At 69.1% G+C, this 13,649-nt stretch carries 11 protein-coding genes; 10 read left to right on the top strand and 1 reads right to left on the bottom strand.

The features are described from left to right. Nucleotides 1–9: 9 nt before the first annotated feature. The 5 genes from VKA86_10260 to VKA86_10280 all read left to right on the top strand — a co-directional run bounded on the left by VKA86_10260 (nucleotide 10) and on the right by VKA86_10280 (nucleotide 5,071). Nucleotides 10–858 carry an HDOD domain-containing protein gene (locus VKA86_10260; protein ID HKK71590.1) on the top strand — a complete coding sequence of 283 codons (849 nt, stop codon included), beginning with the start codon at nucleotides 10–12 and terminating at the stop codon, nucleotides 856–858. Continuing rightward, entirely contained in the window at nucleotides 851–1,750 is a 900-nt protein-coding gene (locus VKA86_10265) for an HDOD domain-containing protein (GenBank protein ID HKK71591.1), read from the top strand. Before VKA86_10260 ends, VKA86_10265 begins: the two co-directional genes overlap by 8 nt. A 26-nt stretch (nucleotides 1,751–1,776) precedes the next feature. Next, on the top strand, nucleotides 1,777–2,178 hold the full coding sequence (locus tag VKA86_10270) for a response regulator (protein HKK71592.1): 402 nt from the start codon (nucleotides 1,777–1,779) through the stop codon (nucleotides 2,176–2,178). 103 nt (nucleotides 2,179–2,281) lie between these two features. Next, nucleotides 2,282–3,808, top strand: coding sequence for a sigma-54 dependent transcriptional regulator (locus VKA86_10275; protein HKK71593.1), 1,527 nt, complete (start codon nucleotides 2,282–2,284; stop codon nucleotides 3,806–3,808). 192 nt (nucleotides 3,809–4,000) lie between these two features. Beyond that, the gene (locus VKA86_10280; GenBank protein HKK71594.1) at nucleotides 4,001–5,071 is read left to right on the top strand and encodes a PorV/PorQ family protein; all 1,071 of its coding nucleotides are present in this window, start codon (nucleotides 4,001–4,003) and stop codon (nucleotides 5,069–5,071) included. Nucleotides 5,072–5,081: 10 nt separating this feature from the next. Here the strand turns inward: VKA86_10280 and VKA86_10285 are convergent, their stop codons facing one another. Then, entirely contained in the window at nucleotides 5,082–6,956 is a 1,875-nt protein-coding gene (locus tag VKA86_10285; protein HKK71595.1) for a LysM peptidoglycan-binding domain-containing protein, read from the bottom strand. Nucleotides 6,957–7,158: 202 nt separating this feature from the next. On the opposite strand from VKA86_10285, the gene VKA86_10290 reads away from it, so the two are divergent. The 5 genes from VKA86_10290 to VKA86_10310 all read left to right on the top strand — a co-directional run. Next, nucleotides 7,159–8,499, top strand: a complete 1,341-nt coding sequence (locus VKA86_10290; protein ID HKK71596.1) for a GGDEF domain-containing protein — start codon at nucleotides 7,159–7,161, stop codon at nucleotides 8,497–8,499. Nucleotides 8,500–8,549: 50 nt separating this feature from the next. Then, a complete protein-coding gene (locus VKA86_10295; GenBank protein ID HKK71597.1) occupies nucleotides 8,550–10,763 on the top strand; it encodes a ComEC/Rec2 family competence protein in 2,214 nt (737 codons plus the stop codon). A gap of 56 nt (nucleotides 10,764–10,819) precedes the next feature. Further along, a complete protein-coding gene (locus VKA86_10300; GenBank protein ID HKK71598.1) occupies nucleotides 10,820–11,728 on the top strand; it encodes a phosphoribosylaminoimidazolesuccinocarboxamide synthase in 909 nt (302 codons plus the stop codon). Further along, nucleotides 11,725–13,218, top strand: coding sequence for a bifunctional phosphoribosylaminoimidazolecarboxamide formyltransferase/IMP cyclohydrolase (purH, locus tag VKA86_10305; GenBank protein HKK71599.1), 1,494 nt, complete (start codon nucleotides 11,725–11,727; stop codon nucleotides 13,216–13,218). The genes VKA86_10300 and purH overlap by 4 nt, the downstream gene beginning before the upstream one ends. Nucleotides 13,219–13,239: 21 nt before the next feature. Next, the coding region (locus VKA86_10310; protein ID HKK71600.1) for a GMP synthase (glutamine-hydrolyzing) at nucleotides 13,240–13,649 on the top strand (410 nt) is incomplete at its 3' end.

A 13,649-nucleotide genomic window follows, 5' to 3' on the forward strand; every position in this document is an offset into this window, starting at 1 on the left:
GAAGTCGTCGTGGACCAGCAAGCCCTGAAGGACATCATCCTCAACGCCAAGGATCTGCCCGCGATGCCGCACGTCGCGAGCAAGGTCCTGGAGCTCGCCGGCAATCCCGAGACGACGGCCGCCACGCTCCAGAAGGTGATCGAGGACGACCAGGCCATGGCCGCGCGTATCCTCAAGATCGCCAACTCGGCGCTCTACGGTTGCAGCCGCAAGATCAAGACGCTGACCGAAGCCATCGTCATGCTCGGCTTCAACACGATTCGCAGCCTGGTGGTGACCAGTGCCGCGCGGAACATGTATCTGAAGGAAGGCAAGACGATGGGGCTCAAGGAGCGGCTGCTCTGGGAGCACTCCATCGGCTGTGGAATCGCCAGTCGCCTGCTGGTCACGCCGCGGCAGCCGGCCTACGCCGAAGAGGCCTTTCTCGCGGGCCTCATGCACGACATCGGCAAGCTCGTGCTGAACCAGTACGCGGGCGACGTCTTCGACGAGATCGTCCAGGAAGTCTACAACGAGGGTCGCCACTTCGTCGAGGTCGAGCAGGAGCTCCTGGGCTTCGACCACACCGAGGTCGGTGCCATGCTCGTGACCAAGTGGAAGCTGTCGAACACGCTCGAGGACGCGATCCGGTCGCACCACGAACCCGACAGCATCAACGCGTCGAACGAGGTGCTGTGCTACCTCGATCTGGCCAACAACATCTGCAAGCGGCAGGGGATCGGCTTCGTCGAGCTGCCCGAGATGGAGCTCGCCGAGCTCCCGAGCGCGAAGGTGCTGGGCCTGACGGCCCCGGAGCTGGAGACGGTCTGCGTCCAGCTCGGTGAGACCCTCGAGTCGGAGATGGAGATCTTTGTCTGAGGTCGATCTGCACGACTCGCCCTCCGTGGCGAATCCGGAGCTCGACGCCCTGCTGGCGAGCTTCCAGGACCTTCCGACCATTCCGGAGGTCCTCGCGCGCATCTGGCAGCTGGTCGACGATCCGCGCAGCAGCGCACGTGACCTGGAGCAGGTGGTGAGTCTGGAGCCGCCCCTGGCGGCGAAGGTGCTCCGCCTCGCGAACAGCCCCTACTACGGGGGCCGGGGTCGGGTCAAGGACGTGCAGATGGCGATCACTGCCCTGGGATTCGACACCCTGCGCAACCTGGCGGTGTGTCTGAGTGTGGCCAGTGGTCTGGTGCAGCGCGAAGCGCGTCAGAACGTCATGGACCAACGGGAACTGTGGCGACACAGCGTGAGCTGTGCCGTGGTGGCCCGGCGTCTGGCCCGCGAGCTCGACGTCCTGGATCCGGACGACGTCGAGGAACTTTTCACCTCGGGTCTCCTGCACGACATCGGCATGTTCGTGATCGCGCTCGGACGTCCCCGGGCCTACGCCGAGGTCGTCCGGGTCGGACTCGAGCAGGGCTACGAGCAGGTTCGCGCCGAGCGCGAGGTGCTGGGCTTCGATCACGCCGAAGTGGGGTGTGCCTTCGCGCAGCGATGGCACTTCCCGTACCGTTTGCAGGACCTCATCGCGAACCACCACAGTCCGGCGGTGGGCGATCGGGCGACGACCAAGCACGTGCTCTCGCTGGCCGACGCGGTCGCGCATCGTGTCGTGCCGACCGCGATCCTCCCCGACTTCGAGGTGCGCGAGGTCGACGCCCGCGATCTGGCGGCCCTGCACCTCGACGAGGAATCGCTCGAACAACTGCTACCGGAACTCCAGCGCGACATCGAGCGCGCGCAGGAATTCATGAACCTCGTCTGAGCGACCCGACCGGAGAGAGGACCGACATGTCGCAGCCGACACGCCCAGAGGGAGCCATTCGTGCGGTGATCGCCGACGACGAGGCCTTCATCCGGCAGGTGCTGTTGAAGATGCTCGAACGTCTCGGCATCGACGTGGTCGGCGTGGCCGAGAACGGCCGCATGGCTCTCGAGCTGTACCACCAACACCGCCCGGACATCGTGATCCTCGACATCGCCATGCCCGAGATGGACGGTCTGGAGACCCTCCGCAAGCTGCTCGAGCGCGACCCCGATGCCCGCGTGCTCATGTGCACGAGCTTCAGCAGCAAGCAGTACGTCGTCGAGGCCGTGAAGGTCGGGGCGAAGGGTTACCTGAACAAACCCTTCGACCTCGACAAGATCCGCGAGAAGATCAGCAAGATCGTCCAGGTCGACTCGGTCGGCTGACGGTCTCGTTCTCGGGGCGACCCCGACTTGACACCGACGGGGTGCCCGCCGACGATGCGGGCGCTCCGCTGCTGCCCTCCGGCCTCGCGGACCGGTTCGCACCATGGAATCCGAACTCGTTCTCGTGCACACCCCCCGTGCGGAACTCGTGGGGACGCTCCTGCAGGGACTGCGGGAGCGCGCCACGGTCGTCGCCTACGACGACGCGGCCGAACTCGTGGCCGCGGCGCGGAAGGCCGACGTCTGGCTGGTGGTCCTGGACCTGGCGACGGCGAGCCAGATCCCCGAGGGCGTGATCCGCCGCCTGCGCAACGTTCCTTCGCATCCCGAGTTGATCGTGCGACCGCCGGCCGGCTACGCGGCAAGGATCGATCTTCCCGACGACGGCGTGCTGGAACCCGCAGCCTCCGACGATCGGGTGTTGGAGCAATCCCGGCGCCTCCTCGACCTGCAGCAGGTCCGGCGGGCGAGCGGGATCGTGGGGAGCACACCGCGGGTCCGGGAACTCTTGGCCGTGATCGCGCAGGTCGCGCCACTCGACGTCCCGGTGCTGGTCCAGGGTGAGAGCGGGACCGGCAAGGAGATGGTCGCGCGGGCCCTGCACTCCCAGAGCCGGCGTCGCAATGCCCCCTTCGTCTCGATCAACGTGGGCAGTCTGGCGGAAACGCTGCTCGAGTCCGAGCTGTTCGGGCACGAGAAGGGGGCCTTCACGGGCGCGGTGGCACGACGGGCCGGAGTCTTCGAGCGCGCCAACGGAGGCACGCTGTTCCTCGACGAGCTCGGCGAGATGTCACCGGGGATGCAGGTGAAGCTGTTGCGCGTGCTCGAGACGAGCGAATTCCAACGCGTGGGGGGCACCGAGACCCTGCACACCGACGTGCGCATCGTGGCCGCGACGCACCGCGACCTCGAGGCCGAGATGGAGGCCGGACGTTTCCGCAGCGACCTCTACTACCGCCTGAAGGTGGTCCGGGTCGAGATCCCTCCCCTGCGCGAGCGGCCCGACGACATCCTGGTGCTGGCCCAGCACTTCCTCGACGAGGCCAACGAGCGGCACGGACTCGGGAAGCGCGGTTTCACCACCGACACCATGAAGAGACTGCGATCCTACGCCTGGCCCGGCAACGTGCGGGAGCTGCGCAACGTGGTCTCGTCGATGGCGGTCATGGCGCGGGGCGAGTTCCTCGAAGTCGAGGACCTGCCCGCCGAGTTCCACGACGGGGGTGGGGAGCGCCGCAATCTGCCGATGACGGCCGCGGACGCCGCCTCGGCGAGCGGCGGCGACGGGATCTGGACGACCACGCTCCTGGCCCTGGTGTCCGACGTCCGGAGGATCGTCGACAAGCTCGACGAGATCTCCGATCGGCTCGACCGGCTGGAGTCGACCGGTCCGGAGCCGGGCCGAGGCGGGGGGCAGCGGGTCCAGCCGTCGGGATGGGACGACACGCCCCTCGACGCCGAGTACGTCCCCCTAACCCCGGAGCCCGGGACCGACATGGCCAGCGCCGAGCGGGCACTGATCGAGGCCACCCTCCGCCAGTTCGAAGGGAACCGCCGCCGGACGGCCGAGCAACTCGGCATCGGCGAGCGCACGTTGTACCGCAAGCTGAAGCGCTATGGTCTGGGATGAGGGCGTTGCTCCCGACACTGGCGTCGCGGCGGGGCGACGGGCTATACTGGCCAGACGCGATACGCTTCGAACGCGCGGCTGCCCACGTCACCCCTGCGGTCCGTTCCGACCGATCGTTCCCCTGAACCACCGGTTTCGACCTCGCCCGTCGCGGGGATCGGTCCGTCACCTTTCGTCGACCCGGAGGCTTCCGTGATTCGATTCGACAGCGTTCGACGGGGCACCATCGGTCTCGCCCTCTTGCTGCTGGCTTCCGCCGATGCCCAGGCCGCGAAGTTCGCCGGTTCCTTCATGGCCGATGGTGGCGGCGCCCGCGCACTGGGGATGGGCAGTGCCTTCGTGGCGGTGGCCAATGACGCCAGCGCCACCTTCTGGAATCCCGCCGGACTGCTCGACGTGCCGGGGCGCCAGTTGCTGATCATGCACAGCGAGCGCTTCGGCGACCTCATCGACCGCGACTTCGGCAGCTACGTGCACCCTCTCGGTGGGGCCGAAGGCGCCGAGAGCGCCTTCGCGGTCAGCGTGATCCACCTCGCGCTCGACGACATCCCGTTCACCGACGGTCTCGTCGACGAGCTCGACACCGATGGCGACGGTGTCCTGGGCGCGAACGAGGCGGCCCAGATCCTCGATCCGCTGTACTTCGACCAGATCAAGTTCGAGACCGACCGCGAGTTGGCGCTCATGGTGTCCTACGCGCGACGCTTCGACGACTGGCAACTCGGGGGCAACGTCAAGCTCATCCGGCAGAGCGTGGGTGACTTCAGCAGCTTCGGGATCGGCGTCGACCTCGGCGCCCTGCGCCGGGACTGGTGGCGTTCCCTCGACGTCGGCGTGAAGCTCCAGGACGCCACGTCGACCTATCTGAGCTGGGACACCGGCCGCAACGAGACCATCGCTCCGGTGCTGGTGCCCGGCGTGTCGTACGACTGGACCTTCCCCGCGTGGAGGCTGGGCGTCGAGGCGGCGGGAGCCCTGGAGATCCACTTCGACGGTCGGGGCAACAGCGTGGACCAGTTCGGCTACCAGGAGTGGGGAAGCTTCTTCGAAGACGTCTCCAGCAACCTGTTCCTGGGGCTCGAGACCACGTTCAGCGAGCGGGCCCATCTGCGCTTCGGTAGCCACGGTGGCTTCGATTCGGAGGAACTGACCTTCGGGGCGGGCATCGAGCTCGGACAGTTCCGCGTGGACTACGCCCGCGCGGGCGACGTACTCGACATCGACGAGAACACGCACCGCGTGAGCCTCTCGGTCGACTTCTGAGCCGTCGAGTTCAGCGGTTCCGGGGCCGCCAGACCGACACCCGGTCGCCCGGGTGCAGGATCGCGCGGGGTTCGAGGTCGTTCCACGCGAGCAGCGCCGCGACGTCGACTCCGTAGATCCGTCCGATCGCGGTGAGCGTCTCGCCCGCACGCACCAGGTGTTCGGTCTTCTCGTGTGTGTCCTCGTCGATCACGAAGGGGTCGAGGGCCTCGAAGTCCTCGTCGACGTGCAGGACCAGGGTCTGTCCGACCCGGATCCGGCTGCCACGCAGACCGTTCAGGGATCGGATCGAGCGGATGCTCACGCCATGGCGCTCGGCGATCGCGCTCAGCGTGTCGCCGGAGCGGACCCGGTAGCGGAGCGTCTCGCGCCCGGCGGGCGGCTTCGCCGAGTCGGCGGCCGCCGACGGCGGGTCTGCCGCCGCCACGCGCACCCCGCGCGGGTAGGGAATGGTGAGCACGCGTCCGGCGCGGACCCGACGGGCGTCGGTGATCCCGTTGAGGTCCATGATCGCCCGGGTCGACGTGCGATACCGACGCGCCAGGGCACCGAGCGTCTCTCCGCGGGCCATGCGGTGTTTGCGCCAGGTGATCCGCTGGTCCTGCGGGATCCGGTTCACGGCTTCGAGCGTCGCCTCGCCCCGGCCCTCGGGCACCCGGATCGAGTAGGAATCGAGGTTCGGGGGCGTGCACCCGGCGATCAACTGGGGATTCAATCGTTCGAGTTCGCGCACGCCGAACCCACCGGACCGTGCGATCTGGTCCAGGCTGAAGGTGTCGTCGAGTTCGATCGTGTCGTAACGGAGTGAATCCACCGCGACCGGTCGGAAGCCGTACGCGGCCGGATCGACGGCGATGCGAGCGGCGGCGATGAACTTCGGCACGTACTGCCGGGTCTCGCGCGGCAGCCGGAGCTCCCAGTAGTCGGGGTCGCCCTGCAGCCCGATCGCGCGCTGGATGCGGTACTCGCCCGCGTTGTAGGCGGCCAGGGCCAGGGGCCAGTTCCCGAACATGCCGTACATGAGCTTCAGGTGGCGGGCCGCGGCGCGGGTCGACAGTTCGATGTCGCGCCGTTGGTCGATCCACTCGTCCACCTGCAGACCGCGGATCTTCGCGGTACCCCGCATGAACTGCCACCAGCCCACGGCTGCGGCGCGACTGCGTGCCCGAGCGGTCAGCCCGCTCTCGATCATGGCCAGGGACAGGAGTTCCGTGGGAAGTTCTTCCTCTTCCAGGATCGTTTCGATGATCGAACCGACCCGCGCCCGTCGTTCGAGCCAGGTCTGGTAGTTCGACCGCCCGCGCCCGGTGAAATAGTCGACCCAGAAGTCCACGCGGGGGTGCTGGACCAGCAGGAGCTCGCGTTCGAAGGTGGAGCGTTCCACCTCGGGGATCAGGAAATCGGGGATCTCGTAGGCCGTTCGCAGGCTGTCGTAGACGTCGTCGAGCGTCTGGTTCAGGGGCGCGTAGCTCTCGGCGAAGAAGCGTTCCTCGGCGAGGATCTCGACGAAGTTGTCGAGCTTGCGGTCGAGCGAGGCGAGGTAGATCACGGCCATCGAGTCGGGCTGGTCCGATTGAACGGTTTCCAGGCGCTCGCGGAGCACGTAGAAGTACTCCTCGGCCAGGTCGAACTCGCCGCGCGCGTAGTGCGTCCCGCCGGCGACCCACAGGTCTTCCAGTTCGGCCAGCGAAGGGTGGGACCGGAGGATCTTGGCGAGCAGGGTCTCGTCGACCGGAGGCGCGGGCGCAGGCTCGGGTTCGGGCGCCACCACGGTGTCGGCGGGTTCGAGCGCGACCGCGTGGGCCAGCGGATCGTCCTGGGGTGGTGGGGTCGCCGGTCCACTCGACGAGCAGGCGGCCAGACCCGACAGGAGTCCGATCAGCACGGGGGCGAGAATTCGACCACGTCGGCGAAGCGCGACACCTGCTCTCAACGTTGTGACCTCCGGTTCGACGGTGTCCGGTGCGGGAATCGGCAGACATTACCCCGTGGGCACGGTCTCGTCCCGCGCGATGTGCTAGAATCGAGCCCGAACCACGATTGCAGCGGAAATCCCGCCCGCCCGCCGACCGGAACGGCGCCGCACCATGAAGCTCAAGCGTCAGAGCGTGGATCTCCGGCGATTCCTGGGGACCGAGATTCCCCAGTCCCGCCTCAGCCCCGACCTTCGTCAGCGGGTGCGGCACGCCCTTGCGTCCAGCGGGGACCTCGCCGGCCTGACCGCGGAGGTCGCGCGGGAGCTGCTCACGCGCGACGTCTTCGAACGGGCGGGAGTGATCCGCCACGGGAACGAGACCGTGCCGGTCTATGCGCTGCCCGGTTCCCCCCGTGTGTACGACCTCCGGGCGCTCATGGGAAGGCCCGGCGAGCCCGCGGCGGCGTCGGAGACGGAGGTTCCGGCGCCGGGCGTGCCCGAGGAACCGCACGAGCCCGCCCCGGGGCGGCTCCCGGCGGACGAGCAACCGGCCCGAGTTCCGAACGTCGAGCCGGGGCGGCTCGGTGCCATCGACGCGATCCGCCGCACCTTCGAGCGCGATTGGGTCAGCTTCGGCCTGGAGTCGAGCCTGGAGGGGCTGCTGGACCTGCTCTCGGGCAATCTCGACGGAGTCGAACTCCGGGTGGTTCTCTGGAGTGATCGGCTGGGCGTGCCCCAGGGGCAGGGGCGTGCGTGGCGGGTGCTCGACGACGGACGCGCCCTCGACGAAGCCTTCCGCCGATCGCTCGAGTCCGCGGAGTCCGACGCGGTGACCTTCGAGGGACGGCAGTGGGTCCCGCTGCGGGTGAACGGTGACGTCGTGGGAGCAGTCGGCTCGTCTCGACCCCTCGCGGTCGAGACCCGGTCGATGGTCGCCCGGACCCTCGAAGCCCTTCTCATGGCGCACCGTCGCAGTCAGCAACGCGTGTACAGCGATCCCCTGACGGGCCTGCACAACCGTCGCTTCTTCGAGAACCAGCTCGGACTGGAGCTGGAGCGGTCGCTGCGCACCGGGCAGCCGTTGGCCCTGCTCTTCGTCGATCTCGACCACTTCAAGCGCGTGAACGACGAACGGGGCCACGAGGTGGGCGACCTGGTCCTCCAGCACGCCGCGCGACTCATGCTGCAGCACCTGCGCCGGATCGACCAGGTCTTCCGATGGGGGGGAGAGGAGTTCGCGCTCCTGCTCCCCGGAACCGGCCGGGACGACGCCATGCACACGGCCGACCGCCTGCGTGGAGTGATCGAACGGACACCCCTGATCCTGCCCGGCGACGGACGGGTGCCGCTGACGGTGAGCGTCGGCGTCGCGCTCGCCCCGGAGCATGCCCAGGGCGGTGAGCGCGCCCTGCTGAGGCACGCCGACCAGGCCCTGTACCGCGCCAAGGAGACCGGACGCAACCGCGTGTGCCTCTACGCCGAGGGTGAGGCCGGCGAGCACGCCGCCGGCTGATCCCCCGCCCGTCTCCCGACATCCTCGCCTCCCGGTGAGGAATCTCGGGCATGAGTCCACCGTGGCGTGCCCTCTTCGCCGCGCTGCTGACCTTCGCCGTGGCCGGCCCCGACCTTTCGACCGTCGAACGCTCGACCGCCGCGGTCGCCCTCTCGGCCTCGCTGGTCTGGGGTCGTCCGCGTCCCGGTCTCGTCCTGATCGCCGCCGCTGTGGGGCTGCTGGGCGCGGGCCGTCTCCACGCCACGATCGATCAGGCCGAGACCTGGGCGGGGACCGAGACCTCCGCCCTGATCCGCTTCGTCGAACGGATCGACGAAGGCTACTGGCGCGGCGATCTGGGTCATCCCAGCGCCGGTCGGGTCGCGGCTCGCGTGAGCCGCGTTCCCGAGGGCGTCGTGGTCGGCGAGGTGCGGCGGGCACGCGTGCGGGTGGCCCCGCTCCCGCACACCCGCAATCCCGACGATCGGCGCGCGCTCCGGGGACGGATCGGCACCGGCGTGCTCCTGCGCGCCCGGATCGACGACTGCGGGCCGCCGTTGATCGAGGGGACCGGGCCCGGTCTCCGCGAGCGGGTCCGGGGCGCGGCAGCCGGGCACTGGGAGCGAGCCTTCGGTCAGGGGGCGGCCCTGTGGCGCGCCCTGCTCCTGGCCGACCGTCGCGCTCTTCGCAGAGATGCCGTCGAACGCGTCCAGCAGCTGGGCTTCGCGCATCTGCTCGCTCTGAGCGGACTGCACGTCGGCGTGGTGCTGGGACTGGTCGTCCTGCCACTGCGCGGTCTCGGACGGCGGGGAATGCTGGTCGCGCTGCCCGCCCTCGGGCTCTGGGTCGTGGTCGCGGGTGCGGGGCCTTCGATGGTGCGAGCGGTGCTCATGGTGACCCTCGTGGTTCTGGGTGGCGTGCTGCGCGAGCGGGCGAAGGTCGACGAGGCGCTCGCCGTGGTGGGCCTGGTGGAGATCGCACTGCGTCCGCACGTGGTCTGCGGCGTGGGCTGGTGGTTGAGCTACGCGGCCACCCTCGCGATCCTGCGTTCCCTCCCGCTGCTGAAGGGCCGGCACCCGATCGTGGCGGGTCTCGGGGTCTCGATCTTCGCCCAGCTCGGAACCCTGCCGTGGATCCTCGACACCTTCGGACGCCTCCCGCTGTTCGCGCCCGTCCTCCTGCTGGCCGTCGGGCCCTTGTTCACGGCGGTCCTGGCCGTCGGCGGTGCGTGTGCCGTCCTGGCGCTGCTGCCCCTCCCGGTGGTCGCGCCCGTCGCGGCGGTCTGGGCGCACGCCTTCGGATGGGTGCTCGCCCGGGCCGGGACGACGGGGAACTGGGCGCTCGGACACCCCGGCTTCGACGATCACGCGTGGGCGCTGGCCCTGGTCGTCGTGGGTTGGTGGCTGCTGCCGCACCAGTGGCTGCGCGTCCGACGGGACCTGATCGCGAGCGGGGTGGTGCTGATCGGCGTGTACGCCGATCCCGGGGGCACGGCGGACCACACGTGGATCACCTTCGACGTCGGACAGGGCGATGCCCACGTCTACCGCTGTGACGAGCGCGTGGTGCTGATCGACACCGGTCCGAAGGGCTGGGGCTGGCACCCGATCGAACGATCCGTCCTTCCGTGGTTGGAGCGCCGGGGAATCGACGGCGTGACCGTGGTCCTCACGCACGCTCATCTCGATCACGTGGCCGGGACCCGGCGCCTGCTGCGCTCGGCCCGGGTCGACACGCTGGTGATGGCGGCGAGCGACCGCGGCCTGGAATGGAGTGACCGCTTCACGGCGCTGGCGGATTCCACCGGAGTGGCGGTGCAGTGGTCGGCGGCGGGCGAGGTCCTCTGGGACCGCGCGTGCTGCGAGGCGAACGTGCTCTGGCCCCCGGCCTCGCTCGCGGGCGAGGGCGCGAACGATCGGAGCCTGGTCCTCAGGATCGGGCCGCGCACGGCGCCGGTGCTCGCCACCGGCGACCTGGAGCGGTACGGCGAACGGGGCGTTCTCGATGCGCTGTCGCGTCGACCCGATCCGGACACGTGGATCCTGAAGGTCGCCCACCACGGAGGAGACACCGGAACCGATCCGGAACTGCTGCGGCGGATGCGACCACGGTGGGGCCTGGTCTCGTGCGGCTACGGGAACAACCACGGACATCCCCACCCGTCGGTCTCGGAACGACTCCGGGCCGCGGGGACGGAGGTCCTGCGGACCGACCTCGCCGGGGCGGTCGTGGTCGAATGGCGGTCCGGAGTACCTCGGGTCCGCCGGGCCGGCGGGGAACCTTGACGCTCCCCGGTGCGCGGCCTATCGTCCGCGTTCGCCGCCGGTGGAGGGAGATCGCCGTGTCCCGTTTTCCTGCGTTGGTCTCGACCTCCGAACTCGGGCTCGAGCCCGACACTCGCGGCAAGGTCCGCGAACTCTTCGAACTCGACGATCACCTCCTGATCGTGACCACCGATCGCATCAGCGCGTTCGACGTGGTCATGGACCAGCCCGTGCCCGGTCGCGGTGCGTTGCTCACGCAGATGACGCTCGCCTGGTACGCGCTGCTCGGTGAAGAACTCCACCATCATCTGGTCCACGCCGACGCGGCGTCGCTTCCCGCACCCTTCGCCACCCACGCCGAGCGGCTCGAAGGGCGGGTCATGTTCGTGCGCCGCGCCGAGCGCTACGACATCGAAGCAGTGGTGCGGGGGTATCTGGCGGGCAGTGGTTTCGTCGACTACCAGGAGACGGGACGCGTGTGCGGGCACGATCTCCCGGCCGGGCTGGTGCGCTGCGAACGTCTCCCCGAACCGATCTTCACGCCGGCCACGAAGGCCGACGAAGGCCACGACGAGAACATCGGCGAGGACCGTGCCGCCGACATCGTCGGCCACGACGCCATGCTGGCGATCAAGCAGGAGAGCCTGTCGATCTACGAGACCGCACGGGCCTACGCCGCATCGCGGGGGATCATCATCGCCGACACGAAGTTCGAGTTCGGCACCATCGACGGCCAGCTCACCCTGATCGACGAGCTGCTCACGCCCGACAGCAGCCGCTACTGGGACGCCGAGCAGTACGAGGCCGGTCGCGAGCAGGACAGCATGGACAAGCAGATCCTACGCAATCATCTCCTGACCCTCGACTGGGATCGGACCCCGCCGCCGCCGCGGCTCGATCCCTCGATCCTCGAGCGTGTGGCTGCGGGCTACGCGCGGATCTTCCGGCGGCTCTTCCCCGAACGTGCCGAGGAGCTCGGACTGTGAGCGAACGGAAACGACGCGCGATCCTCAGCGTGACCGACAAGTCGGGACTGGTGGACTTCGGTCGCGCGCTGCGGGAACGGAACTTCGAACTGCTGGCCAGCGGGGGGACCGCGCGGGTGCTGCGTGAAGCCGGTGTCGACGTGATCGAGATCGCCGAGGTGACCGGTCAGGAAGAGATCCTGGGCGGTCGGGTGAAGACGCTGCATCCGGCGATCCACGCCGGGATCCTGGCACCGAAGACGGACGACCTCGAGGGCACGGGGTTCGAAGCCGTGGACCTCGTCGTCGTGAATCTCTACGACTTCGAAGGCGCGATGGAGCGCACGACCGACGATGCCGAGCGGGTCGAGAGCATCGACATCGGCGGGCCGAGTCTGCTCCGCGCGGCGGCGAAGAACTTCGCCCGGGTCACGGTCCTGTGCGAGCCGACGCAGTACCAGGACTTCCTGCGCGCCTTCGACGCGGGCGAGGGCGAAGCCGATGCCGACTTCCGCCGGACCTGCGCGGGGCGCGTGTTCACCGCGACCGCACACTACGACGAGCGGATCGCGCGCGGTCTCTTCGACGACGGGCACACGCTGCGCTACGGAGAGAACCCCCACCAGGCCGCGACCTGGCGCGTGGACGGCGGTGGTGGCATCGAAGAGCTGGGCCTGCGTCCGAACGGGGGCAAGGAGCTCAGTTACAACAACATCCTCGACGTGGTCGGGGCCATGAAGCTGTCGCTCGATCTTCCCGACGACGCCTGCGCGATCATCAAGCACACCAATCCGTGTGGTGTGGGCCGAGGTGCGAGCATGGTCGAGTCGATCGAGAACGCCCTGCGGTGCGATCCGGTCTCGGCCTTCGGCGGAATCTTCGCGTTCGGGCGCACCGTCGACGAAGAGACAGCCGAACTGCTCGCCGGCCGCTTCCTCGAAGTCGTGCTCGCGCCCGGCTACACCGAGGGTGCGCGCACGATCCTGTCGGGGAAGAAGAACCTGCGCTGGCTCGACGTCGACCGCGATCGCTTCGCGGCCCGGACACGCGGCAATCAACGTCGCTGGGGGCGGCTGGTGCTGACGCAGGACGAGGACGAGGGCTTCCCCGAACTCGAAGCGTGGAAGCTGGCGGCGGGCCCGAAGCCCGACGAGCAGCAGTTCGCCGCCGGGGAGCTCGCGTGGCGCGTGTCGAAGCACGTGAAGAGCAACGCCATCGTGCTGGCCGGAGCCCGGGGAACGCTCGGGATCGGCGCCGGTCAGATGAGCCGTGTCGACAGCAGTCGCATCGCGATCGAGAAAGCACGTCTGGCGGAGCTCGACCTGATCGGCTGCGCCGCGGCGAGCGACGGCTTCTTCCCCTTCCCCGATGGGGTCGAGACCCTGGCCGAAGCGGGAGTCCGTTGCATCCTCCAACCGGGCGGCTCGATCCGCGACGACGAGGTCGCCGCCGCGGCCGAGCGCCTGGGGGTGTCGTTGCTGCTCACGGGCACGCGCCACTTCCGGCACTGATCCGTGGAAGGGCGGAGCGGAGTGATCCACCGACCGACGATCGTGGTGCTCGACCACGGATCTCCGTACAGCCAGCTGGTCACGCGGCGGCTCCGGGAGCTAGGAGTGTTCAGCCGGCTCGTTCCGGCGACTCGGGCCGGGGAGCTCCAGAGCGATCCGGATCTCGCCGGGATGATCGTGAGCGGAGCCGAGCCCGCCTCGCAGGCGGTGGTCTCCTTCGATCCCGCCGTGCTCGAGATCGGTCGGCCGATTCTGGCGATCGGACACGGACTCGGACTGCTCTGCCGTGAACTCGGTGCCGTCTTCGACGACGCGCCGGTCGGCGAACACTCGATGGGCACGATCCTGGTCGAGACCGAGAGCCCCCTTCTGCGCGGCACGCCCCGTCAGCAGCAGGTGTGGATGAGTGAGGGGCGCCACGTGGTCGGGGT

The sequence above is a fragment of the Candidatus Krumholzibacteriia bacterium genome (assembly GCA_035268685.1).
Lineage (GTDB): Bacteria > Krumholzibacteriota > Krumholzibacteriia > JAJRXK01 > JAJRXK01 > JAJRXK01.